Consider the following 26,644-nt stretch of genomic DNA (forward strand, 5'->3'; position numbering starts at 1 on the left):
CGAAGCAATCCGGAATCGCGCGTCGCCCGTTTGCCGAAGAGTTATGCCGGGGCTGACGCGTTTTCCCCACTTACGCGCGGGTCCAAACTAGCCCAATATCGAGGCATCCTTTCCTCTTATGCGTGACGACGAATGCAGGACTCTACGACTGACTCGCAGCACACCGACGCTAAACCTCTGCTTCAGGCAGTTGGTTTGACCAAGCGCTACGGTGACTTCCTGGCGGACGACCGAATCGACATCGATATCTGGCCGCAACAGATCCACGCCCTGCTCGGCGAGAACGGCGCGGGAAAATCCACCCTGGTGAAGATCATCTACGGATTGATCCGGCCGACCGGTGGCGAAATGCGCTGGCAAGGCGAGGCCATGGTTCTCTCCGGACCATCGGAAGCGCGCGTGCGCGGCATCGGCATGGTGTTCCAGCATTTCTCGCTGTTCGACAATCTCACCGTCGCCGAAAATGTTGCGTTGGGTCTCGACGGCAGGGAATCCTTCAAGGACATGTCGGCGCGCCTTGAGGAAGTATCCCGTGTTTACGGGCTTCCGCTCGATCCCAAGCGCGAGGTCTGGCAACTGTCGGTTGGCGAGCGTCAGCGCATCGAAATCGTTCGAGCACTGATGCAGTATCCGAAATTCCTGATCCTCGATGAGCCGACCGCGGTACTGACTCCGCAGGAGGCCGACCAGCTCTTCACTGTGCTCGAGCGCCTCAAAGCCGAGGGCCGCGCCATCCTCTACATCAGCCACAAGCTCGAAGAGGTGAAGCGGCTATGCGACACCGCCACGATCCTGCGCGGCGGCAAGAAGATCTCGACCTGCAATCCCAGGATGGAAACCGCGGCTTCGCTCGCCCGCATGATGGTTGGCGGCGAGATCAAGGAAGTGAAGCCGGCTGCCAACCGCAAGATCACGGTGCCGCGCCTCGTGGTCAACGACCTCAGCCTCGAGCCCGACGATCCGCACGGCATCCAGCTCCAGCACATCTCCTTCGAACTCAAAGGTGGTGAAATCCTGGGCATCGCCGGCGTCGCCGGCAATGGTCAGGACGAGCTTTTCGCCGCCCTGTCAGGGGAACGGCTGGCGCAGGACCCCGGCACAGTTGTGATCGACGGAACTGCCGCCGGTCACCTTTCGATCACGCGGCGGCGCCGGCTCGGCGCGGCGTTCGTGCCCGAAGAGCGGCTCGGTCACGGCACAGCGCCACGCATGAAATTGTCCGAGAATGCATTGCTGACCGGGCATGCCGCGAGCAACATGGTTCAGCATGGTTTTGTGAAAACCGCCGCAATGCTCCGAACCGTTGATCGCACCACTGAGGCCTTCGACGTGCGCAAGGCCAAGCGCGATCCGGAAGCTGCCACTCTCTCGGGCGGCAATTTGCAAAAATTCATCGTCGGTCGGGAAATCCTGCGTAATCCTGCCGTGCTCGTCGTGAATCAACCGACCTGGGGCGTCGACGCGGGCGCCACCGCCGTAATTCGGCAGGCGCTGCTCGACCTCGCCGCCAGCGGCGCCGCCGTTCTGGTCACGAGCCAGGACCTCGACGAACTCGCCGAAATCACCGACCGCATCGCCGTGATGTTCCATGGCCGTTTGTCGGAGCCGGTGGCCACCCACGATGCCAGCCGCGAGGAACTCGGCTTGTTGATGGGCGGAAGCAGTATCGAGCAAAAGGACGCGGCGCATGCAACTGGTGCTTGAAAAGCGCGCCGAACGATCAAACACGATCGCGCTGGTTTCGCCGTTGATCGCCATTGGCCTCACGCTCGCGACCATGAGCATCCTCTTTGCGATCCTTGGAAAGAATCCGATCTCCGCGCTCGGCGTTTACTTCATCGATCCGCTCACGGACGGATATTCGCTGCAGGAGATCGCGGTGAAGGCGACTCCGCTGGTGATGATCGCGATCGGCCTCTCACTCTGCTATCTCGCCAATGCCTGGAACATCGGCGCCGAAGGCCAATTCCTGATCGGCGCCGTCGCCGGAAGCTGGCTTGCGGTGAAGACGCACGGCACCGACGCTGGCCACTGGGTGCTGCCGGCGATGCTCCTGCTCGGCGCAGCAGGCGGCGCGCTTTATGCGCTGATCCCGGCGATCTGCAAGGTCAGGTTCGGCGCCAGCGAGATCCTGACCAGCCTGATGCTGGTTTATGTCGCCGACCTCCTTCTCGATTATCTCGTGCGCGGTCCGTGGCGGGATCCCGCTGGCTTCAACTTTCCAACCACCGCCGAATTCGATCCGGTCGCGACGGTGCCGGTCCTGATTGAGGGCGGCCGCCTGCACCTCGGCGCGGTCATTGCGCTCATTGTCGTGGCGGCCGGCGTGGTGCTGCTCGGGAAAACCATCAAGGGCTTCGAAATCCGCGTCATCGGCGCCGCCCCGCGCGCCGCGCGTTTCGGCGGTTTCAAGTCCAACCAGTTGGTCCTTCTGACCTTCGCGATGTCAGGCGCGCTGGCAGGTTTGGCCGGAATTATCGAGGTGGCCGGTCCAGTCGGAAATCTCCGGCCCGGCATCTCGCCCGGCTACGGCTTCACCGCGATCATCGTCGCGTTTCTGGGGCGACTGAACCCAGTTGGAATACTAATTGCAGGCCTTTTCCTCGCACTCACCTTCATTGGCGGCGAGCAGGCCCAGATCGCAATGAAAATCCCGCTTGACGTAACCAAGGTATTTCAGGGGATTCTGCTGTTCTACGTGCTCGCCTGCGACTCCCTCATTCTGTATCGGTTCCGATTGATTTTGCCTGCGCCAAAGGTGTCCCGTGGGGCTGCTTGAAGCAATCATCCTTGCCGTGCTCGCGGCATCGACGCCGCTGCTGATCGCCGCCACCGGCGAACTGGTGACGGAGCGGGCCGGCGTCCTCAATCTCGGCGTTGAGGGCATGATGATCGTGGGAGCGGCTTGCGGGTTCGGCGGCGCCTGGCTCACCGGCTCAACCATGATTGGCGCCCTTTGCGGGATCGCCGCCGGCACGTTGCTCTCGCTGATCTTCGCGATGATGGCGTTGGGCCTGGCGGTCAACCAGGTGGCGACGGGTCTCGCGCTGACGATCCTTGGCGTCGGGCTGTCCGGCCTGATTGGCGCCCGTTTCGTCGGCGAACGGATAACGACGGCTCCGCATCTTCACATCCCGGGCCTCACCGACATTCCGCTGGTCGGGCGGATTCTGTTCGGCGAGGACGCATTCGTCTATTTCTCACTGGCGTTGGTTGTCGGCGTCTGGCTGTTCCTGTACCGGACGCGGGCCGGATTGGTACTGCGGGCCGTCGGCGACAATCATGTTTCGGCGCATGCGCTCGGATATCCGGTGCTTCGGATACGGATGCTGGCCGTTATGTTCGGCGGCGCATGCGCGGGGCTGGCTGGCGCGTATCTTCCCCTCGCCTACACGCCGTTCTTCATCCCGGGCATGACGGCCGGCCGCGGCTGGATAGCGCTCGCGTTGGTCGTGTTTTCGTCATGGCGACCGGCCCGTCTCGTGATCGGCGCGTACCTGTTCGGCGCTGTCACCATCCTGCAGCTTCACGCGCAGGGCTGGGGTGTCGGCATTCCATCGCAATTCATGTCGGCATTGCCGTATCTCGCGACGATCATCGTCCTGGTTCTGATTTCGCGGGCGCGAACCGGGGGCTCGACTGCACCCGCCTCCCTGGGCACGATTTTCGTGCCCGACCGATAGATATATCCGAAGTGCGCGCGACGGGGCGTGCGCGCTTCGGGAGTAACTGGCCACCCCTTACTAACCGGAGAAACCCATGAGAAAAATTCTCATCGCGACCACGGCGGTAATGCTCGCCGCCAGCGCAAGCATGGTCGGTGCTTCCGCCGCCGAGAAGCTCAAAGTCGGCTTCATCTATCTCGGTCCGGTCGGCGATCTAGGCTGGACCTACCAGCACGATTTGGGCCGCCTGGCCATGGTCAAGGAATTCGGCGACAAGGTCGAAACGACCTATCTGGAAAATGTCAGCGAGGGCCCGGACTCGGAACGTTCGATCGAGCAGCTGGCGCGCGCCGGCAACAAGCTGATCTTCACCACGTCATTCGGTTACATGGACCCGACGCTGAAGGTCGCCAGGAAATATCCCAACGTGCATTTCGAGCACGCGACCGGCTACAAGCGCGACAAGAACGTGTCGACCTATTCCGGCCGGTTCTATGAGGGCCGCTATATCCAGGGCATCATCGCCGCCAAGATGTCGAAGGCCGGCGTGCTCGGCTACATCGCTTCGTTCCCGATCCCGGAGGTCATCTCGGGCATCAACGCCACGATGCTGGGCGCGCAAACGATCAACCCCAACATCAAGGTCAAGATCATCTGGGCGAACACCTGGTTCGATCCCGGCAAGGAAGCCGACGCGGCCAAGGCGCTGCTGGATCAGGGCGCCGACATCGTCATGCAGCACACCGACAGCCCGGCACCGATGCAGATCGCGTCGGAACGCGGCAAGCTGGCGTTCGGCCAGGATTCCGAGATGATCAAGTTCGGACCGAAGTCGCAGCTCACCTCGATCATGAACAATTGGGGACCCTATTATATCGCGCGGGTCAGGGCCGAACTCGACGGCACCTGGAAGTCGGAAGACTACTGGGGCGGCCTGAAGACGAAAATGGTCGTTATGGCGCCCTACACCAACATGCCTGACGACGTGAAGAAGCTCGCGATGGAAACCGAAGCCGCTATCACGGAAGGCAAGCTGCACGCTTTCAAGTGTCCGGTGATCGCACAGGACGGCAAGGAGGTGGAGTGCAAAGGCGGCACTCACCTCGATGACGGCCAGATCCTGGGCATGAACTTCTACGTGAAGGGCATCGACGACAAGATTCCCGGCAAGTAAGGCAGGAAAGCCGGCAGACAGAAGGGCCCGGCGGCGCAACGCCGGTCCCTCATCCCGCGTGCATCGCGCGCGCCGCGGCGCTGTGGCGACGGATCAGATCGGGCACATCAAGTCCCGGGACGGTGCCGTCGACCACCACCCAGTTTCCGCCGACCATGACCCGATCGGCGCGATGCGCGCCGCAGAGAACCAGCGCGGCCAAGGGATCGCCATGGCCGGAGAAGCGCAATTCATCGAGCTTGAACAGCGCGAGATCGGCGGCTTTCCCAACTGCGATCTCGCCGAGCTCGGGACGGCCGACGCAGGCCGCCGATCCCTTGGTGGCCCAGCGCAACGCGTCCTTGTGGCTGACGCGCTCGACGCCGTAGCGCGCCCGCTGCAGCAGGAACGCGGCGCGGACTTCCTGCATCAGGTTGGACTCGTCATTCGATGCCGAACCGTCGACGCCGAGGCCAATCGAAACCCCCGCCTCCTCCATCTCGCAGACCGGACAACAGCCGGATGCCAGGATCTGATTGCTGCAGGCGCAATGGCTGATGGCCGCCTTAGCCAGACCCAGCCGTTTCATCTCGTCCGGATTGAAGAAGATGCCGTGCGCCAGCCAAGTCCGCGCACTGAGCCAGCCACATTGCTCGAGATAGTCCAGCGGACGGCAGCCATGCATCTGCTCGCAGAATTTGTTCTCGTCCTCGGTTTCGGCGAGATGCGTATGCAGGCGAACGTCGAACCTGTCCGCCAGTGCCGCGGTTGCACGCATCAATGAGGTCGTTACCGAGAACGGCGAGCATGGCGCCAGCGCGATCTGCACCATCGCATCCTCGCCGCGCTGGTGATGCTTTGTCACCACGCGTTCACTGTCGGCCAAAATTGTATCTTCGTCCTGCACTACGCTGTCCGGCGGCAGGCCGCCGTCCCGCTGCGACCGGTTCATCGAGCCGCGCGTCAGCAGCACGCGGATGCCCAACCGCCGGGCGGCGGCGACTTCGATATCGATGGCGTCCTCGAGCCCGGCCGGAAAGACGTAATGATGATCGGTGGTGGTGGTGCATCCCGACAGCAGCAATTCGGACATCGCCACGGTGGCGCCGAGGTGAAGGAATTCCGGTGTCAGCCGCGCCCAGACCGGATATAGCGCCTGCAACCAGGGGAACAGTCCGCGATTGAGCGCCGCCGGCAGCGCCCGGGTCAACGTCTGGTAAAAATGATGATGGGTATTGATCAGGCCCGGCAGCACGACGTGCGCGCCCGCGTCAAAAGCGGAAATATTGGTCGTTGCCGGTTCCCGGCCGCGCGGCACCAACTCGACGATCCTGCCGCCGCGAACCACAATGCCGCGTTCGGCGCCCTCGGCCAGAATGGCGAGAGGGTCCCTGATCCAGCTCGCCCGCGCTTGGTCCATGATCCCACCCTCTTCCAACGGAGCGCCTTAGCAAACGCCCGCTTCTACACTGCAAAGTCCGTCCCAATGGCATTGGCAATTGGCGCTGGTCTTGCAAGACTTCATAATCGGAGATGCATCCTCTTGAAAGCGTTAGCGTATCCATGGACCTGAACACCATTACCGCGGTTGCGCATCCTAAGAGGCGGGATCAATTGCCCGTTTGGACGGCAGGCGACGCTTGGCTTGCGGGCGGAACCTGGCTGTTCTCCGAACCGCAGGCCCATCTGCGCCGGCTGATCGATCTCACCGACCTAAAATGGCCGGCGCTGACCGTCAGCGAGGCCGGGCTGTCGATCTCGGCGACCTGCACAGTCGCACAGCTCGATGCGTTGGCCTGCCCACCGGAGTGGGTCGCCTCACCCCTCGTCAGCCAATGCTGCCGGGCGTTTGTCGCCTCCTTCAAGATCTGGAAGACTGCGACTGTCGGCGGCAATATCTGCATGTCGCTGCCGGCGGGGCCCATGATCTCGCTGACATCGGCGCTCGACGGCGTCTGCACGATCTGGCTGGCTGACGGTGGCGAACGCAGGATTGCGGTGGCCGATTTCGTCACCGGCGACGGGCGCAATTTGCTCGGGCCCGGCGATCTGCTGCGACAGATCGATATCCCGCTCGCGGCGTTGAGGCGGCGTTCGGCACTTCGCCAGATATCGCTGACGCCGGTTGGCCGGTCGGCGGCGTTGCTGATCGGCAGTGTCAGCAACGAGGGCGCGTTGGCGCTGACGGTCACGGCGTCCACCGCCAGACCCGTCCCGCTTTCCTTTGACCGGATTCCGACAGCGGAAGAGCTGCGCAACAAGATCCTGCAACGCATCCCCGACGACCTCTACCATGCCGACGTTCACGGCAAGCCCGAGTGGCGCAAGCACATGACCCTGCGGCTAGCCGAAGAGATCCGCCGCGAATTGCAGGCATTGCCATGAGTTTCGAGATCAATGGCAAGTCGTTCTCGCAATCCCCGCGGCTCGGACAGTGTCTGCGGACGTTCTTGCGCGAGCTCGGTCATTTCGGCGTCAAGAAGGGCTGCGATGCCGGCGACTGCGGCGCCTGCACCGTGCTGCTCGACGGCGAGCCCGTGCATAGCTGCCTGATCCCAGCCTTCCGTGCCGATGGCCATGCAATCACGACCATCGAGGGCCTTGCGCCGGAAGGTCACGTTCATCCCATGCAGCAAGCATTTCTCGACGCGCAGGGCTTTCAGTGCGGGTTCTGCACCGCGGGCATGATCCTGACCTGCGCATCGCTAAACCAGGCGCAGCGTCAGGATCTCGGTGCTTCGCTGAAAGGAAACATCTGCCGCTGCACCGGCTATCGGCCGATCGAGGATGCGCTCAACGGTAAGATCAATATCGAAGACGCCGCCGCAGGTCACGCATTTGGCCGCAGCCTTCCCGCGCCCGCCGGCCCGCAGATCGTACGCGGCGCGGCGCGCTATACCTTCGACACGCAGATTGAAGGCCTGCTGCACATCAAGATGCTCCGCTCGCCACATCCGCACGCGAAAATCATCTCGATCGACGCGAGCGCGGCGCTCTCCATCCCCGGCGTCCATACGGTGCTGACCTTCGAGGACGCTCCGGATCGTCTGTTCTCTACCGCGCGGCACGAGTGGGACTGGATGGACCCGGACGATACCCGCGTGCTCGACAATGTCGTCCGCTTCATCGGCCAGAAGGTCGCGGCTGTCATCGCCGACACCGAGACCGCCGCCGAGGAAGGATGTCGGCGCTTGAGGGTCGCCTATGAGATCCTGCCCGCGGTAGTCGATCCCGTTGCGGCGATTGCGCCGGGTGCGCCGGTGCTCCATGGCGACAAGACAGCAGAGCATCGCGTCACCAACGCCCAACGCAATATCGTTGCGGAAACCCATGGAGAATTCGGCGATGTCGCCAAAGCGCTGGCAGAGGCGGCGGTCACTTACGAAGGCACGTTTACCACCCAGCGGGTCCAGCACGCCGCGCTCGAAACCCACGGCGGCCTTGCCTGGATCGATGCCGATGGTGTCCTCACCGTTCGCTCGAGCACGCAGGTGCCGTTCCTGACGCGGCGCACGCTGGCGGACCTCTTCAATCTGCCGTCCGACAAGGTCCGGGTGTTTTGCGAACGCGTCGGCGGAGGCTTTGGCGGCAAGCAGGAAATGTTCGTCGAGGACATTCTGGCGCTGGCTGCGCTCAAGACCGGACGGCCGGTCAAGTTCGAACTCACCCGCGAGGAACAGTTCACCTCGACTTCGACGCGCCATCCGATGCGCGTCACCGTCAAAGCGGGCGCCGACAAGGACGGCAAGCTGACGGCGCTGCAGCTCGACGTGCTTTCCAACACCGGGGCTTATGGCAATCATGCCGGCCCGGTGCTGTTTCATTCCGTCGCTGAGTCGCTGGGCGTCTATAACTGCCCGAACAAGAAGGTCGACGCCGTCGCCGCCTATACCAATACGGTTCCCTCCGGCGCTTTCCGTGGTTACGGCTTGCCGCAGGCTTTGATTGCGGTGGAAGCCGCGATCGACGAACTGGCAAAACAGCTCGGCATCAGTCCTTTCGACATGCGCCGTCGCAATGTGGTCAAACCCGGAGATCCCATGCTGTCGCCGCCGGGCTCGAAATATCACGATGTGATGTATGGCTCTTACGGCCTTGACCAATGCCTTGACCTGGTCGAGCGCGCGATGGCCGCGGAAACGCCGAAACCTGTGCTTCCCGCCGAATGGCTGACCGGTGATGGCATTGCGCTGACCATGATCGATACCGTGCCACCAGCCGGCCATTTCGCCGACTCGACAATGTCGCTGCGCGCAGACGGCGGCTTTGACCTCACGGTCGGAACAGCGGAATTCGGCAACGGCACCTCGACCGTGCATTTGCAGATCGCGGCCACTGCGTTGGCGACGACGCTCGAGCGTATTCACCTCCGACAATCCGACACCGCCCATGGCGGCCACGACACCGGCGCATACGGCAGCGCCGGTACCTTCGTCGCTGGGCGCGCCACGCAGGCGGCGGCCGAGGCGCTGGCCGACCAGCTGAAGAACTTCGCAGCATCCCTGATCGCCGAAAAGGCGGATGCGTGTTCGCTCGACGGTGACGCGACAGTCTGCGCTGGCCGCCGCACGTCCTACGCCGAGATAGCCGCTTCAGCCCAGGCGCTCGGCAAGACCTTCACAGCAGTCGGCAGCTCGGCGGGCACACCGCGGTCGGTCACCTTCAATGTCCAAGGCTTCCGTGTCGCAGTAAATAAAGCCACCGGAGAGATCAAAATTCTGAAAAGTGTGCATGCCGCCGATGCCGGCAGCGTCGCCAACCCGATGCAGTGCCGCGGACAGATCGAAGGCGGCGTCGCGCAATCGCTTGGGGCGACGCTTTATGAGGAAATGGTAATCGACGAAGGCGGCCGCGTCGTTAATCCCAGGTTCCGCGATTACCACTTGCCGTCCTTTGCCGACATTCCCCGCACCGAAGTGCTGTTTGCGGACACGTCGGACGCGCTGGGACCGATGGGCGCGAAATCGATGAGCGAAAGCCCCTACAATCCGGTGGCAGCCGCACTCGGTAACGCCATTGCCAACGCCACCGGCATTCGCTTTGTCGACGTTCCGTTAAAGCCCGACCGGCTGCATCCGCTCCTGTACGAGAAGTATGGAAGCTAGCCCTCTATCCCGGTCCTACCGTGCATTCGACGATCGGCCACGATCAGTACCGCGCCATCACCGGGAAGTTTGAGCTGGCTACGGCAAGCCACGTCTAACGTGTGAGATACCTTGCCGATGGGAATGAAATGCTCCTAATACACGCGCGCTGGTCTTAACTCTTTAGGGCGGTGACCACCACTTCAATCAAGGCACCGCCGCCGAGATCGGTCACACCTACTGTTGCTCGCGCCGGCAGGTTGTCGGCGAAGAACTCGGTCCAGGCCGCGTCCATTTCCTTTTTCTTCGACAGATCCGTCACGAAGATCGAGGCACTTACAATGCGGGACGAGTCCGTTCCTGCTTCCTTCAAGTAGCCAGCAATCTTGCCAAGGATGTTGCGGGTCTGCTCGCCCATTGAGGCGCTGGTGTCGTCGGCGATTGTCCCGCCGACGAACACAAAACCGTTGGCCTCGATGGCGCGATGCATGATTGGCGTGCGGATGTTGCGGATGATGCTCATAATGTCTCATCTTCGTTTGCGGGATTAAAGGAAAAGAAACGGTCGATGCCCAGTTCGCTGATCCGGGTCTGGGTGCCGCCGTTGACAATCAGCTCGGCCATGACAGCGCCGGCGCCGGGGCCGAGTTGGAAGCCATGCAGCGAGAAACCGAACTGGTGGTAGAGCCCCGTGTGGCGCACGCTCGGACCCAGAACAGGCAGATCGTCGCGCGTCCTTGCCTCGATGCCGGCCCAGGCGCGAACGATCGATGCGCTCCGCATGGCTGGAAAGAGATCGAAGACGGTGCCGGCACTGACCGCAAGACTGCGCCAGTCCAGTACGGTCTCGTTTCGATCCTGGTCCGCCGCTGCCAAATGGCCGCCGCCGATCAGGACTGTGCCGTTGGCAAACTGCTTGAAGGAGAGTTTGCGTCCGCGCAGGATCACCACCGGATCGATGAAATGCGGCACGCGCGAGGTGATCATCAGCATCGGCGCCACGGTCTCCACCGGCACCGGCTCGCCAAGTGCCGCGGCAATACGGCCGGCCCACGCCCCGGCGGCGTTGACGAGCACCGGCGCCGCATAGGTGTCGGTGCCGACATCAACCCGCCACAGACCGTCCTGCTTTCGGATATTGGTCGCCGCTACGCCTTCGCGGACGGTTGCACCCTGAGCTGCCGCCTTGCGGCGGAAGACAGTGGTGGTGCGCGCGGGTTCGGCCGCGCCGTCGCGCCGGGACACGACGCCGCCAGGGCAGGTTTCGGCAACGGCCGGCACCAGCCGTCGCAGCTCCGGCCGATCGATAAGTTCCTCGTGGGTGAAGCCGAGCGCGTTCAGCTCGGCGACGCGCGCGCGGCAAGCATCGAATTCGGCGTCGTTCTCGGCGACCAACACCTGGCCGTGGCTTTCGAATCCGCAGCTATCATCAACCAGCTCGCCGATCCCCTCCCATATGCCCATGGAACGGATCGAGAGCGGAATTTCGGCGACATGCCTTGCGAGCTGACGGACGCCGCCGGCATTCACCCCCGAGGCGTGGCGGCCAGCATAGTCCTTCTCGATCAGCACCGGCTTCATCCCGGCGAGACTCAGGTGAAGTGCAGTCGAACATCCGTGGATGCCGCCGCCGACGACGATAGCATCCACAAGCCTGGTCATCCCCGCACCACGGCGTTCACGTCGGCCTCTGTCTTCGCCACGGCCGCCAATTCCGACAGCGTGATCGGCTTTACGGGTGCACGCAGCCGATAGTAGCCGATCTCCTGCGGACTCTTGCCGCGGGCCTCGGCCATGAGTTCGGTGACCGTGAGCCCGCAGAGCCGCCCCTGACACGGGCCCATGCCGGTGCGGCGATAGGCCTTGAGCTGATTTGGACCCGTCGCGCCGATTGCGACGGCGTCGAGAATGTCGTTGGCAGTGACTTCCTCGCAGCGGCAGACGATCGTGTCGCCCGAAGGAATACGGAACTGCCGCGCGGGCCTGAACAACGTGTCGAGAAAGACGCGCCCGCGCTCGGCGCGAGCCAGATTAGTCCTGAGCGTAGCCATGGGTGCGAGCTTTGCCGCCTCCTCGGGCGCCAGAGTTTGAACTGCGGCTCTTGCTGCGATACGGCCCCGGAAGACGGCAGCTTCCATGCCAGCGATCCCGGCGCCGTCACCGGCGATGGCGATGCCCTCGACCGACGTGTTACCTTTGTCGTCGAGCACCGGCGACCAGCAGAGCTGCCCGTCATCCCAGCGATGCTCGATTCCGGCTGCCATGGCGAGATTGACGTTGGGTACCACGCCTTGATGCAGCAAAAGCAACCCGGCGGGAATCGTTTCACGTCGGTCGCCTGCCGCATAGGTGACGGTTGCAAGCTGGCCATCCCCCTCAGCAGAAAGTTCGTTGACGCCGGTCACGACGCGCACTTTCGCCCGCACTTCCCTCATCATCGCTAGTCCCTTCGCGAAATAGGGTGAGGTCATGAAGGCGAAGGCATGGGGCAGCGCGGCGAGATAGTTCCGGCGCGCGGTTGTATCGAGGATGCGGTCGATGCGGCCGCCAAGGCGCAGGATCTGCGCCGCGAGCAGCCAAAGCAATGGTCCCTGCCCGGCAATAACCGTGCGCCCGTCAGGCACGAGACCTGAAGACTTCAGCATCGTCTGCGCGGCGCCGGCAGTCATCACCCCCGGGAGCGTCCAGCCCGGAATGGGATACGGCCGCTCCAGCGCGCCCGTCGCCAGGATCACGCGACCCGCCTTTATGAAGGCCGACGCGCCGCCCACGGAGACACCGACTTCGAGGTTGCGGTCAAGGCTCCAGACGGTCGCGCGATGGATGATTTCGGCACCGCTCGACTGCACCGCCTGGACGAGGTCCGCGCCCGCCCAATAGTCTGCGCCCAGTTGCTCGCGCTCCACTACTGGAGTCGATGAGATAGCGCGCCAGACCTGGCCGCCGGGACCGGGGTTCTCATCAAGCAGCAGGGTCGACAGGCCGGCCTCTGCTGCGAACACGGTGGCGGCGAGACCAGCAGGCCCGGCCCCGATCACCACGATGTCGTAGCTATCGCGCTTGGGGGTCGCTCTCATCGCCCGATCTCCCGCTTGCCTTTCTGGATTTCAATCTGCATCCCCTCGGCGACCGGCACTAGGCAGCCTTGGCGGTTGCCGACGCCATCGATCGTGACGAGGCAGTCGAAGCACACGCCCATCATGCAATAGGGTAGCCGCGGCGCGCCGCTGACCGCGGTAGCGCGGCGGGCGTCGCGGCCGGAGGCAAGCAGCGCTGCGGACACCGTGTCGCCCTCTCGCGCCTCGACTGCGGTCCCGTCGACGAAGATCTGCAGGGGTCTTCTGGTGTCCTGATCGGATCGCTTGAACATTGATGTCTCCTGGCCCCTTCGAGCCATGTCGATTTCAGTAATAGCCACTGCCGGTCGCAGCGCGGTCTTCGACGAAGCGCCGGGCTGAGAAGGCGCCGACGAGTTCCGCGTCGAGCGCATCCTCGGCGACCATCCGGGCAATCTCGAACGCGTGATTGGACGCGAGCGTTACGCCGGAATGGCAACAGGCGACGAAAGCGCCCGGCTGGCTCTCCGACTGGTCGTAGATCGGGAAACCGTCCTGCGGCATCACGCGGATACCGGACCAACTCCGCACCACGTTGAGGCGGGCAAGGTGAGGAAACATGCGCTGCGCGCGATCCGCCATGACAGCACTGACGGAATGGTTCAGCACGCGGTCGTCGAGTTGCTCTTCCTTGCTGTCCCCGATCATCACTGTCCCCTCGTCGGTCTGGCGGATCGTAGTCAGCGGATGCGGGAGGAACGGCACTGTGCGCTCGGTGACCACGATCTGACCACGGGTCGGGCCCATCGGCGCTGACAGCCCGACCATCGGCGCCAGTGTCTGGTTGGCGTTGCCGGCGGCGAGCACGACTTTCGCTGCACGGATATCGCCCTGCGGCGTCGACAGGTGGAATTCGCCGCCGGCGCGGGTTATCGCTGAAACCGGTCGCTCGGGAAGATAATCGACACCAAACAGCTTTAGGCCGATATGGAAAGCGCGGAAGGTGCGCAGCGAATTCACGTGCCCGTCAAGCGGACAGAAACTGCCGCCGGAGACTTCGGGGCCGACGAGAGGCAGCATCTTTTTCACTTCGGACGCCGACAGCATCTCCATCCGGTAATCGGCCGCCCCCACCTGGTTATGCATGCGCGTGACGAGTTGAGCGCGCTGCTCGAATTCGTGCTCACCGAGCGTTAGATGAAAGCCACCATTCTGCTGCAGGGCAACGTCGAGACCGGTCTGCTCCTTCAATTCAGCGGCAAGCGCTGGCCATGTCTCGGAGGCGCGGACGGTCCAGCCGGTGTAGGCCGGCATGCCGAGGCCTTTGCTCTGCACCCAGATGAGCGCGAAATTGGCCCGCGAGGCACGCCTGGCGATATCGCCCTCGTCGAGGACGGCGACCTTCTTGCCGAGCCGGCCAAGACCCCAGGAGATGGCGGAACCGAGCAGACCGCCGCCGACGACAGCGACGTCGTAATCCTTTGACATGGCTTCTCCTATCGCCCTGCGTCGCTCTTGCCGGCGAGCACGCGATCGAGTCCGTAGAAGCGGTCGAGCAGCACCAGAGCTGTCATGGTGATTGCGATGACGCTGGCGGAGACGGAGGTCACCAGCGGATCGATGTTGTCCTGGATGTAAAGGAACATGCGGACCGGCAGCGTCTCGGTGCCGGGCGTGGCAAGGAAGACGGTCATGGTCAGATCATCGAAGGACTGGATGAAGGCGAGCGCCCAGCCGCTGACGACGCCAGGGAGGATCAAGGGCAGAGTCACGCGGCGGAACAGTGTCCAATCGTCCGCGCCGAGCGAGAGCGCCGCCATCTCGACCGAGCGGTCCATGCCGGTCGCCGCAGCCAGCGTCAGCCGGAGCGCGAACGGAAACACCACCAAGACATGGGCAATGATGAGCGCCGCGAAACTGCCGCCGATGCCGATCGACGTGAAGAAGCGGAGGAAGGCGATGCCGAGCACGACATGGGGAATCATCAGCGGCGAAAGGAATAGCGCCGCGAGCGCATCGCGGCCGAGGAAGCGGTAGCGGGCGATGGCGAGCGCCGCCGGCACGGCGAAGAGGAGCGCCACGAACGACGACAGCGCGCCGAGTCCGAGGCTCACCCAGAAGGCGTGAACAAATTCGGGATAGCTGGCGATCGCCCTGAACCAGCGCAGCGAGAAGCCGTTGGTTGGCAGCGACAGGAAGCCATCGGGCGTAAAGGCAACGAGGCAGACCACCACGATCGGCGCCAGCATGAAGACGACGAATACCGTGTGGAACACAAGAGAGATCGGGCCATTTGTCCTCATCGGAATACCTCGGCGTAGCGCCGCTCGATCAGCGCGTTGCTACCGACGACGATCAGCACGAGCGCCATGAGGAGCAGCACGGCGACTGCCGCCCCGAGCGGCCAGTTCAGCGTATTGAGAAATTCGTCATACGCCAGCGTCGCCGCGACCTTGAGCCGACGTCCGCCGATGATCGCCGGCGTGGCAAAGGCACTGGCCGACAGCGAGAACACGATAATCGCCCCCGACAACACGCCGGGCATGATCTGCGGCAGGACGATGCGGCGGATGATGGTGAGCGGGCTGGCGCCAAGCGACAACGCGGCGTTTTCGATTTGCGGATCGAGGCGCTGCAATGCGGCCCAGACCGACAACACCATGAACGGCATCATCACATGGGCAAGCGCCACGACCATGCCGGTCTCGGTGAACATGAAGGGCAGTGGCGAGCCGATCAACCCGAGCGACATCAAGAACTTGTTGACGAGGCCGTTGTTGCCGCCGAACAGAAGCGCCCACCCGAGCGTGCGTGCGACCACGGAGATCAATAGCGGGCCGAGGATGACGAGCAGAAAGAAGCTCTTCCAACGTCCGCTCATGCGGTTGAGGATATAGGCTTCCGGCGCGCCGAACACGGCGGTGATCAGCGTCGCGAGCAGCGCGACGCGGAAGGTGCGCCAGAACATCTCGGCATAGTAGGGATCGGTTGCGATCTCGTGCCAGTTTTTCAAGATGAAAACCGGCTCAATGCCCTTGTATTGGCCCCAATCATGGAACGAGAGCATCACGGTCATCGCGAGCGGGATCACAAGGATGCCGATGAACAGCATCAGCGCGGGCGCGGTCAGCGCCCAAGGGGCGCGCGCGGCGCGTTCATCGGTCGATGGTCCTGTGGTCAAGACAGACGTGTCGGGAGCCGTGCTCATTTGGCGCCTCCGGCGGTGCGCAGGCTCATGTCTTCCGGCCGCCAGGCAAGCCGGACGGCCTCGCCCTCGGCGGGTTGCGGTTGACCGTCATTCTGGCGGATCACAATCGCAGGACCAGATTCGGTCTCGCACTGGAACAGCCAGTGATTGCCCTGGAAGATGCGGGTGATGATCTTCGCTGCGAGCCCCGTGTCGCCGAAGCCAATTCGCTCGGGGCGAATGCTGACCGTCACCGAGCCGGCGACACCAGCGGGCGCGGGCGCGCTCCAGGAGCCGGCAACCAGCCGCGCCGGAGCGGCGGTCCGGTCGATCGTCGCGGCGAAATCGTTGGTCTTGCCAAGGAACTGAGACACGAAGGCCGACACGGGCCGCTCATAAGTCTCCTGCGGCGTGCCGATCTGCTCGATGCGGCCCTGGCTCATCACCACAATACGATCGGAGAGCGACATCGCCTCGATCTGGTCGTGGGTGACGAGGATCGTGGTGGTGCCCAGGTTGCGCTGGATCTGGCGCAATTCGATCTGCATCTCCTCGCGCAGCTTGGCGTCGAGATTCGACAGCGGCTCGTCGAGGAGCAACACGCTCGGCCGGATCACCAGCGCGCGGGCGAGCGCCACGCGCTGCTGCTGGCCACCCGACATGCGTCGCGGATAACGATCCTCGAAGCCGGCGAGCCCGACCATCGCGAGGGCGGTGCGGACTCGCTCGCTGCGATCAGCCTTCGGCACGCGCCGCATCTCGAGTCCAAAAGATACGTTCTCTGCCGCGGTCATGTGCGGAAACAGCGCGTAGCTCTGAAATACGATGCCGAGGCCACGCTTGGCCGGATGGACTGCGGTGAGGTCGCGGCCCTCGAGCCGGATCGCGCCGCGCGAGGGATCCAGGAAGCCTGCGATCATCTGCAGCGTGGTGGTCTTTCCGCAGCCCGATGGACCGAGGAGGGAGATGAACTCGCCCTTGCCCACGGCAAGACTGAAGTCGTCCACAACGGTCTGCGGGCCGAACTGCTTCGCGACACGGTCGAGCTCGAGAAAGGACATGGATTCGGATCCTGGTGTGGCCGACGCCGATACGCGGTCAGTGGCGTTCTCGGCTGCTGAAGCGAAATCCCGTCGGCCCGCCTGGTTCAGCGCTCAACCTCGCGATTCCACCGCTTGGTCCATTCCTCGCGTTTCTCGTTGATAATGGTCCAGTCGGGCGTATAGAGCTTCGCCGCGCGCTCGCCGATCGGCGCCATTTTGCCGAGCTCCGGCGGAACGACCAGAGACTTCAGCACCGGGCCGTAGCCGTAGTCCTTCAACAGGACGAGCTGCAGTTTCGGGTCGAGAAGTGTCTTGACGAACGTCGCGGCGAGCGGTGAAGCGTTGGGCTTGGCGACCGGACACGCACTTGCGAGGAGCGTGGCGGCGCCTTCCTTGGGATACACGAAGTCGACAGGAAAGCCGGTGTTCGCGAAACTTTGGACCCGGCCTGTGCCCCACACGGCCAACACGGCTTGGCCTGACTGGAACAGCTCGGTCATCTTGCCTGGCGAGGGCTCGTAGGCCAGCACATTCGGATTGATGTCATTCTTGAAGATCTTGAACCCCGCGTCGACGTTGGCTTCGCTGCCGCCGTTCATCCTGGCGAGCATCAGGAGAGCTTCCAGGCCATAGGTGTTGTTGATCGGCGGAATGACCAGTTGCTTCTGGTATTTCGGATCTTTGAGGTCGTTCCAGGAGGTAGGCGGCGCCCAGCCCTTCTCGGCGAAGATCTTGGTGTTGTACATCAAACCGGTCGCGACCAGCCCAATGGCAACCGCTTGGTCATCCTTGAAGCGGGCGGCATCATAGAGATCGGCGGGTAGGCCTTCGATCTTGCTGCAGAAGCCAAGCTGAATCGCCTGATACATCGGACCGTCATCGACGATGGCCACGTCGATCTGTTGGTTGCCCTTCTGGGCCTGCAATTTGGCAAGCGTATCCGTCGAGTTGCCGGCAACGTATTCGACCTTCACGCCGTGGGCCTGCTCAAAGGCAGGGACCACGGCGTCCCGGATCGTTTTTTCGAAGGAGCCGCCGTATCCGGCGACATACAGCGTCTTCTGCTGCGCCGAAACCGGCGACGGGACCGAGGCCAGGGCCGCGATGCTGACCGCTGTCAAAAGGCCGAGATGCTTCATGTGGACGAGCTCCGAATTGCGTGGTTGCGACGTGACGTACCGACGACCTGACATCTGGCGCGCATTCTGACTGGCATCCTCCCCGAGACGGATGTGCCCGTTCGTCGGGATCGACGGACCGCCTCGCCTCGGATTGCCCGACCCTGCTCAAAAAATGAGCCGTCTCGAGTCTTGCTGAAAAAGATCGCAATCCCCGCTTTCGCCGTCCAATTAATAATGGCACCATCTTCATACTGGAATGTTATGAATGGAGCGGGGATGGCGCGCATCAACTCGCGGCAGGTCGAGGCCTTCCGAGCGACAATGCTGACGGGCAGCGTCACGGACGCGGCGGCGCTCATGGCTGTGACGCAGCCGGCGGTGAGCCGCCTCCTGCGCGACTTCCAGGCGCTACTCAAAATGAAGCTGTTCGAAAAGCGTGGCACCGGACTTGTGCCAACGGCAACCGCCACGGCACTCTACATGGAAGTCGAGCGTTCATTCGTTGGTCTCGAACGGATCACTGCAGCAGCCGAAGAAATCCGCAGCCGCCGAACCGGCACGCTTCGGATCGCCGCCTTGCCGGCGTTGTCCAACGGCTACCTGCCAAGGCTCGCCGGGCGGTTTCTGAGGGAGCGGCCGAACCTCAACTTGGCGTTCTTTGGCGTGATCTCACCGATTGTGGTCGACTGGGTATTGAACAACCAATGCGACATCGGCTTCGCAGAGGTACCTATCGCCCATGTGGGCCTGTCGATCGTGCGGTTGCCAGCGCCCCCTCGCGTTGCAGTTCTGCCCGAAGGACACCGACTCGCGGCCAAGGCGATGCTGGAGCCGCGCGATTTCGAGGGCGAGACCTTCGTGTCGCTGACGACCGGGTCGACAGGCCGGCATCTGATCGACCAGGCCTTCAATCGCGACGATGTCCGCCGTGTCCTTCGGGTCGAAACCAGCCTGTCTGAGATCATGTGCGGGTTGGTGTCATCCGGAGTTGGCGTGGCGATCTGCGATCCATTCACGGCGCGAGAATTCGAAAGCCGCGGCGTCATCGCGCGCCGCTTCACGCCGCGGATCGATTTCGAGTTCGCTGCTGTTTTTCCGCCGCAGCGCAGCCCCTCGCCAGTCGCGTTGGATCTGGTGGAGGCCATGCGGCAGGCGCTCGACGACATTGACGGGCCCATGTCCGGCCTCAGCCCTGTTCATCCATGACGCGAAGCTTTTCGACTCGCCGACGGAAATCCTCGTCCGTTGAGAATTCGGCCGACAGGTACGACGCCTTCGTTCAACCACGCATGTCGGCCGGCAGCTCGATCCCGTGGAATTTCTTGTAGATACGTCGAGTTTACCGTTCTTGACGTTCAGCCAAAATCAGCATTGCAGCCACGTCGGCATTTACGTGATCCGAACCCAGGCGCCATTGCTTGCGGATGAGTTCACCGCAGCTTCGATGAACTTCACGCCGGCGAGGCCATCCGCGACAGTCGGGAAAATCACCGCCGGATCGGGCGGCTTGCCGGCCTGTGCTGCGCGGATAGCGCGCGCTGCCTCAGTATAGATTGTTGCGAACCCCTCAAGGTAACCCTCGGGATGCCCCGATGGCACGCGGGTGAGACGGCCCGCCTCGACCAAGGCGCCGGCACCGCCGCGGGTCAGGAGTTGCTTGGGCTGCCCATAGCGGGTGAACCAGAGATGGTTCGGATTTTCCTGTACCCATTCGAGTCCGCCCTTGGTCCCATAGACGCGCAGCGTCAGGCCGTTCTCATTGCCGACCGCGACCTGGCTTGCCCAAAGCATACCTCTGGCACCTCCCTTCCACTTGAGGAGGATCTGGACGTCGTCATCGAGACGCCGGCCGCCGACGAAGGTCGAGAGCTGAGCGAGCAGTTCGTCGAGCTCAAGTCCAGTGACGAAGCAGGCGAGATTGTAGGCGTGGGTGCCGATGTCGCCGATGCACCCGCCAGCCCCGGATCGGGTCGGGTCCGTGCGCCACGCGGCCTGCTTGTGGCCGCTTGCCTCTAATCGCTCCGTCAGCCAATCCTGCAGATATTCTGCCTGGACGAGCCGGATCTCGCCGAGATCGCCGTTCGCAACCATGGCGCGGGCCTGTCGGACCATGGGATAGCCCGTGTAGTTGTGGGTCACGACGAAGACCTTGCCCGTCTTCCTGACGAGCGCCACCAGTTCCTCGGCCTCGGCGACGGTCGTCGTCAGCGGTTTGTCGCAGATGACGTGGATGCCGGCTTCAAGGAAGGCCCTGGCAACCGGGCTGTGCATGTGGTTGGGGGTTACGATCGAGACCACCTCGATGCCGTCCGGGCGCGCGGCTTCCGCCTTCGCCATCTCTTCGAAAGAGCCATAGGCGCGGTCGTTGGCGATACCGAGCTCCTTCGCCGAGGCCTTGGCTCGGACCGGATCCGACGCCAACGCGCCGGCTGTCAACTCGAACTGGTCGTCGATACGCGCGGCAATGCGGTGGACGGCGCCAATGAAAGATGCCTGGCCGCCGCCAACCATGCCTAGCCGAATACGACCATGGCCGCCAGTTTCGCTGTTTGCCTCAATCGCCATTCTTCTTCCTCGCTCAGGAGATGCCGAGCATCTTGCGGTTCATCTGGTCGTCGGCGCCGGAGCCTGCGAAATCGTCGAAGGCCTTCTCCGTGACCCGAATGATATGTCTTTTGATAAATTCGGCGCCCTCGCGCGCGCCTTGCTCAGGATGCTTCAGCGCGCATTCCCATTCCATCACCGCCCAGCCGCCGTAATCGTACTGCGTGAGCTTCGAGAAGATCGCGCCGAAATCTACTTGGCCATCGCCCAGTGAGCGGAAGCGGCCAGCTCGATCGACCCAACTCTGGAACCCGCCATAGACACCCTGGCGGCCCGTCGGGTTGAACTCCGCGTCCTTGACGTGGAAGGCCTTGATGCGTTGGTGATAGATATCGATGAAGTCGAGATAGTTGAGCTGCTGTAGCAGGAAGTGCGACGGGTCGTAGAGCAGGTTCGCGCGCGTGTGGCCATTCACCCGCTCGAGAAACATCTCATAGGAGACGCCGTCGTGCAGGTCCTCGCCTGGATGGATCTCATAAGCGACATCAATGCAGTGCTCCTCCGCATAATCAAGGATCGGCCGCCAGCGCCTGGCGAGCTCGTCAAAGGCGGCCTCGACGAGGCCGGCCGGACGCTGCGGCCAGGGATAGACATAGGGCCAGGCCAATGCGCCGGAGAAGGTCGCGTGCGCCGTGAGCCCGAGGCGCCCTGAGGCGCGGATTGCGCGCTTGACCTGGGCAACGGCCCACTCGGTGCGCGCCTTGGGATTGCCGCGCACCTCCGGCACGGCGAAGCCGTCGAATACTGCGTCATAGGCCGGATGAACGGCGACGAGCTGGCCCTGCAGATGCGTCGAGAGTTCGGTGATGGAAAGGCCGTGACCGGCTGCGATCCCCTTCACCTCATCGGCATAGTCCTGGGACTCTGAGGCCTTGTTGAGGTCGAAGAGTCGTCCATCCCAGCTCGGGATCTGAATTCCCTCGTAGCCGAGCGAGGCGGCCCATCCGCAGATAGATTCGAAGGAGTTGAACGGCGCCGCGTCGGCAGTGAACTGAGCGAGGAATATCGCCGGTCCCTTGATCATCTTCATCAAGCGCTTCCTTCTCCTCTGGACGCCGCAGCAGCGCGTGCCCGCTGAGCCCGATATCCCACCGTAGCCCGTGATCGGCGATGGTTACAGGTCCTTCTCGGCGAGCTTGCGAAACTCGTCGGGCACGGAACGAGAAATACCCAGCGCCGCCGAACCGTATCCGATAGCATCCCGTCCGAAGCGATCGCGGATCTTGTCAACGGCGCAGTCAGCCGCCCAACGTGCCATGCCCATTTTGGTGCCGGGGCGGCGCGCTTCATTTCGAAGTCCAAACGGGAGTTCCAGCTCCAGATCCCAGTGCGCCTCAAGATGCGAAACGGAGATCGCCACCAGAGAGATGGTCTTCTCGTCCGGATGATTTGCAAGGATTGCGCGCACCAGTTCCTCTGCAAGCTCCGCGAGGATCATGGTCGCGGAAATTGGTGCATCGAGCGTTACCGAGCGCGTGACCGAGCTCAGGTCGGCGAAGCGAACGCGGACCGTCACAGTTCGACCAGGCAGGGACTTCGCCCGGAGCCGCGTTGCAATGCGGTCCGCAAGGTGAAGCAGGGTAGATCGAATAATTCGCATTTCGGCCGGCCTCCTGCCAATAGCCGATTGCGCTCCTGCCGATCGGGCCCGGCGGTGAGGCTTGAGTTGCCGCGGATCGCGATTCCACGCCAGCGCTGCGAGTTTCTGCCCTGCCGCGGGACCGAGCAGGTGCTCGAGCGACGATCCCGGCGTGTTTGCCAGCTGCCCGATCGTCAGCACGCCGATCTTGGCAAGCCGCGCCTTCGTGACCGGACCCACGCCCCACATCAGGTCGACGGTCAGTTCGTGAAGGAATTCCAGTTCAGCGTCGGGATCGACAATCACGAGCCCGTCGGGCTTGGCTACTTGCGAGGCAATTTTCGCCAGATGCTTGGTCCGCGCGACGCCCACTGAGATCGGAAGCCCCAGCTCGGTGCGCACGCGCCGACGGATTGCCGTAGCTATGTCGGCAGGCGTACCAAAGAGATGGGTGCAGCCTGCGACGTCGGCAAAGGCCTCGTCGATGGAAATCCGCTCAACGAGGGGTGTGAAATCGCCGATCACCTTGATGGCGGCATCACCCAGCCGTTGGTAGTCCTTGAAATGCCCGCCGACAAAAATGAGTTGCGGACACAGCTCGCGCGCCTGCCGTCCTGGCATGCCGCCGCGGATCCCGAACGCCTTGGCTTCGTAAGAAGCGGCAAGCACAACCCCGCCACCGACGGCTATTGGTTTACCGCGTAACGAAGGGTCGAGGAGCTGCTCAACCGAGGCATAAAAAGCATCCAGGTCTGCATGAAGGATGGTGGATGTAGTTGCCACCCGGCCGTTCACCTGTGACACTTGACCGAAATTTGGTGCCGTCTTTTGGATGGCACATTCGACGTAAGAACAAAATAGGAACATTCTTTTGGTTGGTCAACGGAAGTTAAGCAACGTCCGTCCATCAAAGTGGTGATCCGCTGGATGCAGCACCTTGATGGCCAGACTTTCTCCATTGCGCGAGCAGATGGAGGGCCATCATGCCTAGCGGGGATGAAGTAGAGATCGCAGTCCGCGGTGAAGAATTTTTTGGCTTGGTTGATCCTGCTGCTGAGACACCCGGAGTTCGCGTGGCTTCTTTGGCAACATAACGGACCTCCGTATAGATAAGATGCCAGGTCCGATTGAAAAACTTGAACTCTCGCTCCAGTCCATCAGCACCAATGTCCCCTGCGAACCCAAGACGTCAATCAGCGGTATGGTTCGTTTGGGCCCCTCATCCGGCGCTACGCGCCACCTTCTCCCACAAGGGCAGAAGGAATAAGATATGCCCGCTGAGCGTTCGCCCCAAACGCCTTGTCGCGCACGTGCGGACCAAGCTTCATCAGGCACTCCTCGAGCGCGCCCTTGGTCGCGCCATAGCTTCCCGCGAGCAAACACACCGGCCAGTCGGAGCCGAAGATCAGGCGATCCTCGCCAAAGCATTTGGCGGCGTGCGCGACAAACTGAAGCAGACGTTCCGCATCCCAGTCGTCCCACCTTGCCTCGGTGGCGAGACCCGAGATCTTGCACCAGACATTGCCGCAAGCGGCGAGTGCGGCGAGAAGATCGGCCCATTCACGGCTGAATCCCTCCGCGATCGGCGGCTTGGCGGCGTGATCGAGGACAAAGCGCCCTTGCGGAAACGCCTGCGCAGTTGCGATCGCGGCCGGCATTTCACGCGTGCGCACCAGGAGATCATAGGCGAGATCGCGCGCGAACACGGCGGTCAGACCGCGCTGCACGTCCTCGCGCAGCAGCCAATCGGGATCGGACTCGTCGTGCACCTGGTGACGAATGCCGACCAGCCTGTCGCCTCCGAGCGAACCACGGAGCCGCTCGAGCGTCTCGTCGACCGCCCCGTCCGTCAGGTCGGCCCAGCCGACCACACCGACGACGAAGGGCGTCGCAGCGGCGACGCGCAAGAATTCCTCGGTCTCCTCGATCGAGGAGCGGCATTGCACCAAAATGCTTACATCGACCCCGTTGGCGAGAAGCAGCGGCGCGAGATCGCTTGGGCCGAAGGCGCGGTGGATCCGCGCGAGTTCGGGCGCCTCCATCCAGGGATAATCGGCGCGCGCGGGATCCCAGAAATGCTGATGACCGTCGATCACCATGGGTCAAGCTCCACCCGGCAGCGGTGCGGACGCATCGACTAACTTGCGCTCGCGCAGCTCCTGCCAGAAGGAGGACGGCACCAGCCGCTCGGACATCGCGATGTTGTCCGAAACCTCCGCAGCGCTACGCGCACCTTGTAGCGCGACCGTTACCGCCGGATGGGCCATACAGAACTGCACTGCGGCGGCCTTGAGCTCGGTGCCATGCTTGCGGCACAGCGCCTCCAGCGCCAGCGCGCGGGCGACGAGCGCCGCATCGGCGTCTTCGTAATTGAACTTCGCGCCGGCGCGCGGGTTGGCGAGGATGCCGCTGTTGTAGATGCCCCCGAGAATGACGCCGATGCTCTTCGCACGGCAGATCGGAAACAACGTCATCAGCGCGCCCTGGTCGAGCAGCGTGTAGCGGCCCGCCAGCAGGAAGCAATCGACCGGCGCCGCTTCGGCGAAGCGGGCGAGCATCTCGGATTGATTCATACCGGCGCCGATCGCCTTGACCGTACCATCGTCGCGCAAGCGCCGGAGCGCGCGGAAGGCACCGGCAACTGCATCCTCATAGTGGTCATCTGGATCATGGACGAGCAGTACATCGACGCGGTCGAGCCCGAGACGGGCGAGGCTTTCCTCAACCGATCGCATCACGCCGTCGTAGCTGAAGTCGAATTGCGGCCGCTCGGCGGACGTGCCCTTGTAGTGATCGTCTTCCGCAGCAGCACTGGCTGGGCGCAACAAGCGGCCCACCTTGGTGGAGATTGCAAAGGAGTCCCGCTCCTGCCGGCGCAGAAAACCACCCAAGCGACGTTCGGCCAATCCAAAGCCGTAAAGCGGCGCGGTATCGAAGAAGCGGACGCCGAGCAACCAGGCGCGTTCGATCGTCGCCTCTGCATCCGCATCGCTAACCGGCGCAAACAATCCACCGAGAGGAGCGGTTCCGAGACCAATCGCCGTGACGTCGATCCTATCCGCAAGCCGTGTACGCTTCATTCCAAGCTCCAGGGTCGAACCAGCACTCCCTCTCCCGCAACCGGGAGAGGGAGTGTAGCGCAGGAACGTTGGGGCTGAGAACGTTTCCTACTTCAACAGTTGAGCGACATTGTCCTTGGTCACGAGGTCGAGGCCGGTATAAATGACCTCGGGAACCTTCTGGCCCTTCTTGATTGCCAGCAGAGTGTCCATCGCCTTCTCGCCCATCTCGAACGGGCGCTGTCCCGTAAGCGCGTTGGAGTAGCCGTCACGCAAGAGTTCAAGCTGCATCTTGAGCGTATCGGCGACGACGAGCGTCAGCTTGCCGGCATCGATGTCCTTCTTGTTCTTGTTGACGAAGGCCTTGTAGCCTTCCGGCGCAAACATCGGCCAGCCGCCAACCGGCACGATCGCGCCGAGATCCGGCGTGGCAGTGCGCAGATCCGCCATCTGCTGGACCGCGAGCGCAGGATCGTCATTGCAGAAGGTCGGCGAGCCTGCGACCTCGACCCACTTCGAGCCCTTGAGCGCCTCGCGCACGCCATCGACGCGCTCGGCGAGGTTCTTGGCGCCCGGACCACCGGAGACGACGGCATACTTGCCGCCCTCGGGCTTGAGCTGCAGCAATTGCTTGCCGAGCGCGAGGCCGAAGTCCTTGTTGTTGGTGCCGATATAGGCAATGCGCTTGGAGCCTGGCGCATCCGCATCGAAGGTGATGACAGGAATACCGGCCGCGGTCGCAGCCTCGATCGACTTGGTCATCGCTGCGACATCCGCGACCGAGATCGCAAGACCATCCACCTTTTGCGTAATGAAATCCTGGATGATCTGCGCCTGCGTCGCCGGCTCATGCTCGACCGGCCCCTTGTAAATGCATTCGACGTTACCGAGCTCTTTGGCGCGCTTCAGGCAACCGTCGCGCGCGACGTCGAAGAACGGATTGTTCATCGCCTTGGGCACGATCACGAACTTGTAGGTCTGGGCGAATGCCGGGGTCGCCATCATCGCGATGGCCATTCCGGCGAGAAGTATTTTCCTCATTGGTCCCTCCACATTTGTGTCTATCCTTTTGAATTGAATCTCCAGAAGGCGG

At 63.0% G+C, this 26,644-nt stretch carries 23 protein-coding genes and 1 pseudogene; 7 read left to right on the forward strand and 17 right to left on the reverse strand.

The window, feature by feature from the left end; genetic code table 11:
• Positions 1 to 132 precede the first annotated feature (132 nt).
• From V1273_RS26290 to V1273_RS26305, 4 genes are all read left to right on the forward strand, one after another.
• Positions 133 to 1,704: an ABC transporter ATP-binding protein gene (locus V1273_RS26290; RefSeq protein WP_334411379.1), complete on the forward strand. Its 1,572-nt coding sequence runs from the start codon at positions 133 to 135 to the stop codon at positions 1,702 to 1,704.
• Entirely contained in the window at positions 1,688 to 2,779 is a 1,092-nt protein-coding gene (locus V1273_RS26295; protein ID WP_334411380.1) for an ABC transporter permease, read from the forward strand. Before V1273_RS26290 ends, V1273_RS26295 begins: the two co-directional genes overlap by 17 nt.
• Entirely contained in the window at positions 2,766 to 3,683 is a 918-nt protein-coding gene (locus V1273_RS26300) for an ABC transporter permease (RefSeq protein WP_334411381.1), read from the forward strand. Before V1273_RS26295 ends, V1273_RS26300 begins: the two co-directional genes overlap by 14 nt.
• A 76-nt stretch (positions 3,684 to 3,759) precedes the next feature.
• On the forward strand, positions 3,760 to 4,839 hold the full coding sequence (locus V1273_RS26305) for a BMP family ABC transporter substrate-binding protein (protein WP_334364152.1): 1,080 nt from the start codon (positions 3,760 to 3,762) through the stop codon (positions 4,837 to 4,839).
• A gap of 49 nt (positions 4,840 to 4,888) precedes the next feature.
• Here V1273_RS26305 and V1273_RS26310 read toward each other — a convergent pair whose 3' ends face one another.
• Positions 4,889 to 6,238 (reverse strand): 8-oxoguanine deaminase, encoded by a 1,350-nt coding sequence (locus V1273_RS26310; RefSeq protein ID WP_334381078.1) that lies wholly within the window; start codon positions 6,236 to 6,238, stop codon positions 4,889 to 4,891.
• A 143-nt stretch (positions 6,239 to 6,381) separates the two neighbouring features.
• Here V1273_RS26310 and V1273_RS26315 point away from each other — a divergent pair, with 143 nt between their 5' ends.
• Both V1273_RS26315 and V1273_RS26320 read left to right on the forward strand, forming a co-directional pair.
• Entirely contained in the window at positions 6,382 to 7,203 is an 822-nt protein-coding gene (locus tag V1273_RS26315; RefSeq protein ID WP_334411382.1) for an FAD binding domain-containing protein, read from the forward strand.
• The gene (locus V1273_RS26320) at positions 7,200 to 9,923 is read left to right on the forward strand and encodes a molybdopterin-dependent oxidoreductase (RefSeq protein ID WP_334411383.1); all 2,724 of its coding nucleotides are present in this window, start codon (positions 7,200 to 7,202) and stop codon (positions 9,921 to 9,923) included. The genes V1273_RS26315 and V1273_RS26320 overlap by 4 nt, the downstream gene beginning before the upstream one ends.
• A gap of 154 nt (positions 9,924 to 10,077) precedes the next feature.
• Here V1273_RS26320 and V1273_RS26325 read toward each other — a convergent pair whose 3' ends face one another.
• The 9 genes from V1273_RS26325 to V1273_RS26365 form a co-directional block, all read right to left on the reverse strand.
• On the reverse strand, positions 10,078 to 10,425 hold the full coding sequence (locus V1273_RS26325) for a RidA family protein (RefSeq protein ID WP_334411384.1): 348 nt from the start codon (positions 10,423 to 10,425) through the stop codon (positions 10,078 to 10,080).
• The gene (locus V1273_RS26330; RefSeq protein WP_334364157.1) at positions 10,422 to 11,564 is read right to left on the reverse strand and encodes an NAD(P)/FAD-dependent oxidoreductase; all 1,143 of its coding nucleotides are present in this window, start codon (positions 11,562 to 11,564) and stop codon (positions 10,422 to 10,424) included. The genes V1273_RS26325 and V1273_RS26330 overlap by 4 nt, the downstream gene beginning before the upstream one ends.
• Positions 11,561 to 12,979 carry an FAD-dependent oxidoreductase gene (locus V1273_RS26335; RefSeq protein ID WP_334411385.1) on the reverse strand — a complete coding sequence of 473 codons (1,419 nt, stop codon included), beginning with the start codon at positions 12,977 to 12,979 and terminating at the stop codon, positions 11,561 to 11,563. The genes V1273_RS26330 and V1273_RS26335 overlap by 4 nt, the downstream gene beginning before the upstream one ends.
• Positions 12,976 to 13,272, reverse strand: coding sequence for a (2Fe-2S)-binding protein (locus tag V1273_RS26340; protein WP_065749465.1), 297 nt, complete (start codon positions 13,270 to 13,272; stop codon positions 12,976 to 12,978). The genes V1273_RS26335 and V1273_RS26340 overlap by 4 nt, the downstream gene beginning before the upstream one ends.
• 34 nt (positions 13,273 to 13,306) lie before the next feature.
• A complete protein-coding gene (locus V1273_RS26345) occupies positions 13,307 to 14,446 on the reverse strand; it encodes an NAD(P)/FAD-dependent oxidoreductase (RefSeq protein ID WP_334411386.1) in 1,140 nt (379 codons plus the stop codon).
• Positions 14,447 to 14,454: 8 nt separating this feature from the next.
• A complete protein-coding gene (locus tag V1273_RS26350; protein ID WP_334411387.1) occupies positions 14,455 to 15,261 on the reverse strand; it encodes an ABC transporter permease in 807 nt (268 codons plus the stop codon).
• Entirely contained in the window at positions 15,258 to 16,166 is a 909-nt protein-coding gene (locus tag V1273_RS26355; RefSeq protein WP_334381073.1) for an ABC transporter permease, read from the reverse strand. Before V1273_RS26355 ends, V1273_RS26350 begins: the two co-directional genes overlap by 4 nt.
• Positions 16,163 to 17,206 carry an ABC transporter ATP-binding protein gene (locus V1273_RS26360; RefSeq protein ID WP_334381072.1) on the reverse strand — a complete coding sequence of 348 codons (1,044 nt, stop codon included), beginning with the start codon at positions 17,204 to 17,206 and terminating at the stop codon, positions 16,163 to 16,165. Before V1273_RS26360 ends, V1273_RS26355 begins: the two co-directional genes overlap by 4 nt.
• 86 nt (positions 17,207 to 17,292) lie before the next feature.
• Positions 17,293 to 18,327, reverse strand: a complete 1,035-nt coding sequence (locus V1273_RS26365) for an ABC transporter substrate-binding protein (protein ID WP_334411388.1) — start codon at positions 18,325 to 18,327, stop codon at positions 17,293 to 17,295.
• A gap of 258 nt (positions 18,328 to 18,585) precedes the next feature.
• On the opposite strand from V1273_RS26365, the gene V1273_RS26370 reads away from it, so the two are divergent.
• Positions 18,586 to 19,515 carry a LysR substrate-binding domain-containing protein gene (locus tag V1273_RS26370; protein ID WP_334411389.1) on the forward strand — a complete coding sequence of 310 codons (930 nt, stop codon included), beginning with the start codon at positions 18,586 to 18,588 and terminating at the stop codon, positions 19,513 to 19,515.
• Here the strand turns inward: V1273_RS26370 and V1273_RS26375 are convergent.
• From V1273_RS26375 to V1273_RS26405, 7 genes and pseudogenes are all read right to left on the reverse strand, one after another.
• Positions 19,496 to 19,582: pseudogene (locus V1273_RS26375) on the reverse strand (ribose-5-phosphate isomerase); the annotation flags it as partial. The gene V1273_RS26370 and the pseudogene V1273_RS26375 overlap by 20 nt on opposite strands.
• A gap of 116 nt (positions 19,583 to 19,698) precedes the next feature.
• Positions 19,699 to 20,874 (reverse strand): Gfo/Idh/MocA family protein, encoded by a 1,176-nt coding sequence (locus V1273_RS26380; RefSeq protein ID WP_334411390.1) that lies wholly within the window; start codon positions 20,872 to 20,874, stop codon positions 19,699 to 19,701.
• A gap of 13 nt (positions 20,875 to 20,887) precedes the next feature.
• Complete coding sequence (locus V1273_RS26385; RefSeq protein WP_334411391.1) at positions 20,888 to 21,943, reverse strand: sugar phosphate isomerase/epimerase family protein; 1,056 nt, start codon at positions 21,941 to 21,943, stop codon at positions 20,888 to 20,890.
• 84 nt (positions 21,944 to 22,027) lie between these two features.
• On the reverse strand, positions 22,028 to 23,275 hold the full coding sequence (gene dinB, locus V1273_RS26390) for a DNA polymerase IV (protein ID WP_334411392.1): 1,248 nt from the start codon (positions 23,273 to 23,275) through the stop codon (positions 22,028 to 22,030).
• Between the two features lie 446 nt (positions 23,276 to 23,721).
• Positions 23,722 to 24,591, reverse strand: coding sequence for an amidohydrolase family protein (locus V1273_RS26395; protein ID WP_334411393.1), 870 nt, complete (start codon positions 24,589 to 24,591; stop codon positions 23,722 to 23,724).
• A gap of 3 nt (positions 24,592 to 24,594) precedes the next feature.
• Entirely contained in the window at positions 24,595 to 25,572 is a 978-nt protein-coding gene (locus tag V1273_RS26400) for an aldo/keto reductase (protein ID WP_334411394.1), read from the reverse strand.
• Between the two features lie 87 nt (positions 25,573 to 25,659).
• The gene (locus V1273_RS26405) at positions 25,660 to 26,592 is read right to left on the reverse strand and encodes a sugar-binding protein (protein WP_057843321.1); all 933 of its coding nucleotides are present in this window, start codon (positions 26,590 to 26,592) and stop codon (positions 25,660 to 25,662) included.
• Between the last annotated feature and the right edge of the window lie 52 nt (positions 26,593 to 26,644).

The organism is Bradyrhizobium sp. AZCC 1721 (assembly GCF_036924715.1).
Lineage (GTDB): Bacteria > Pseudomonadota > Alphaproteobacteria > Rhizobiales > Xanthobacteraceae > Bradyrhizobium.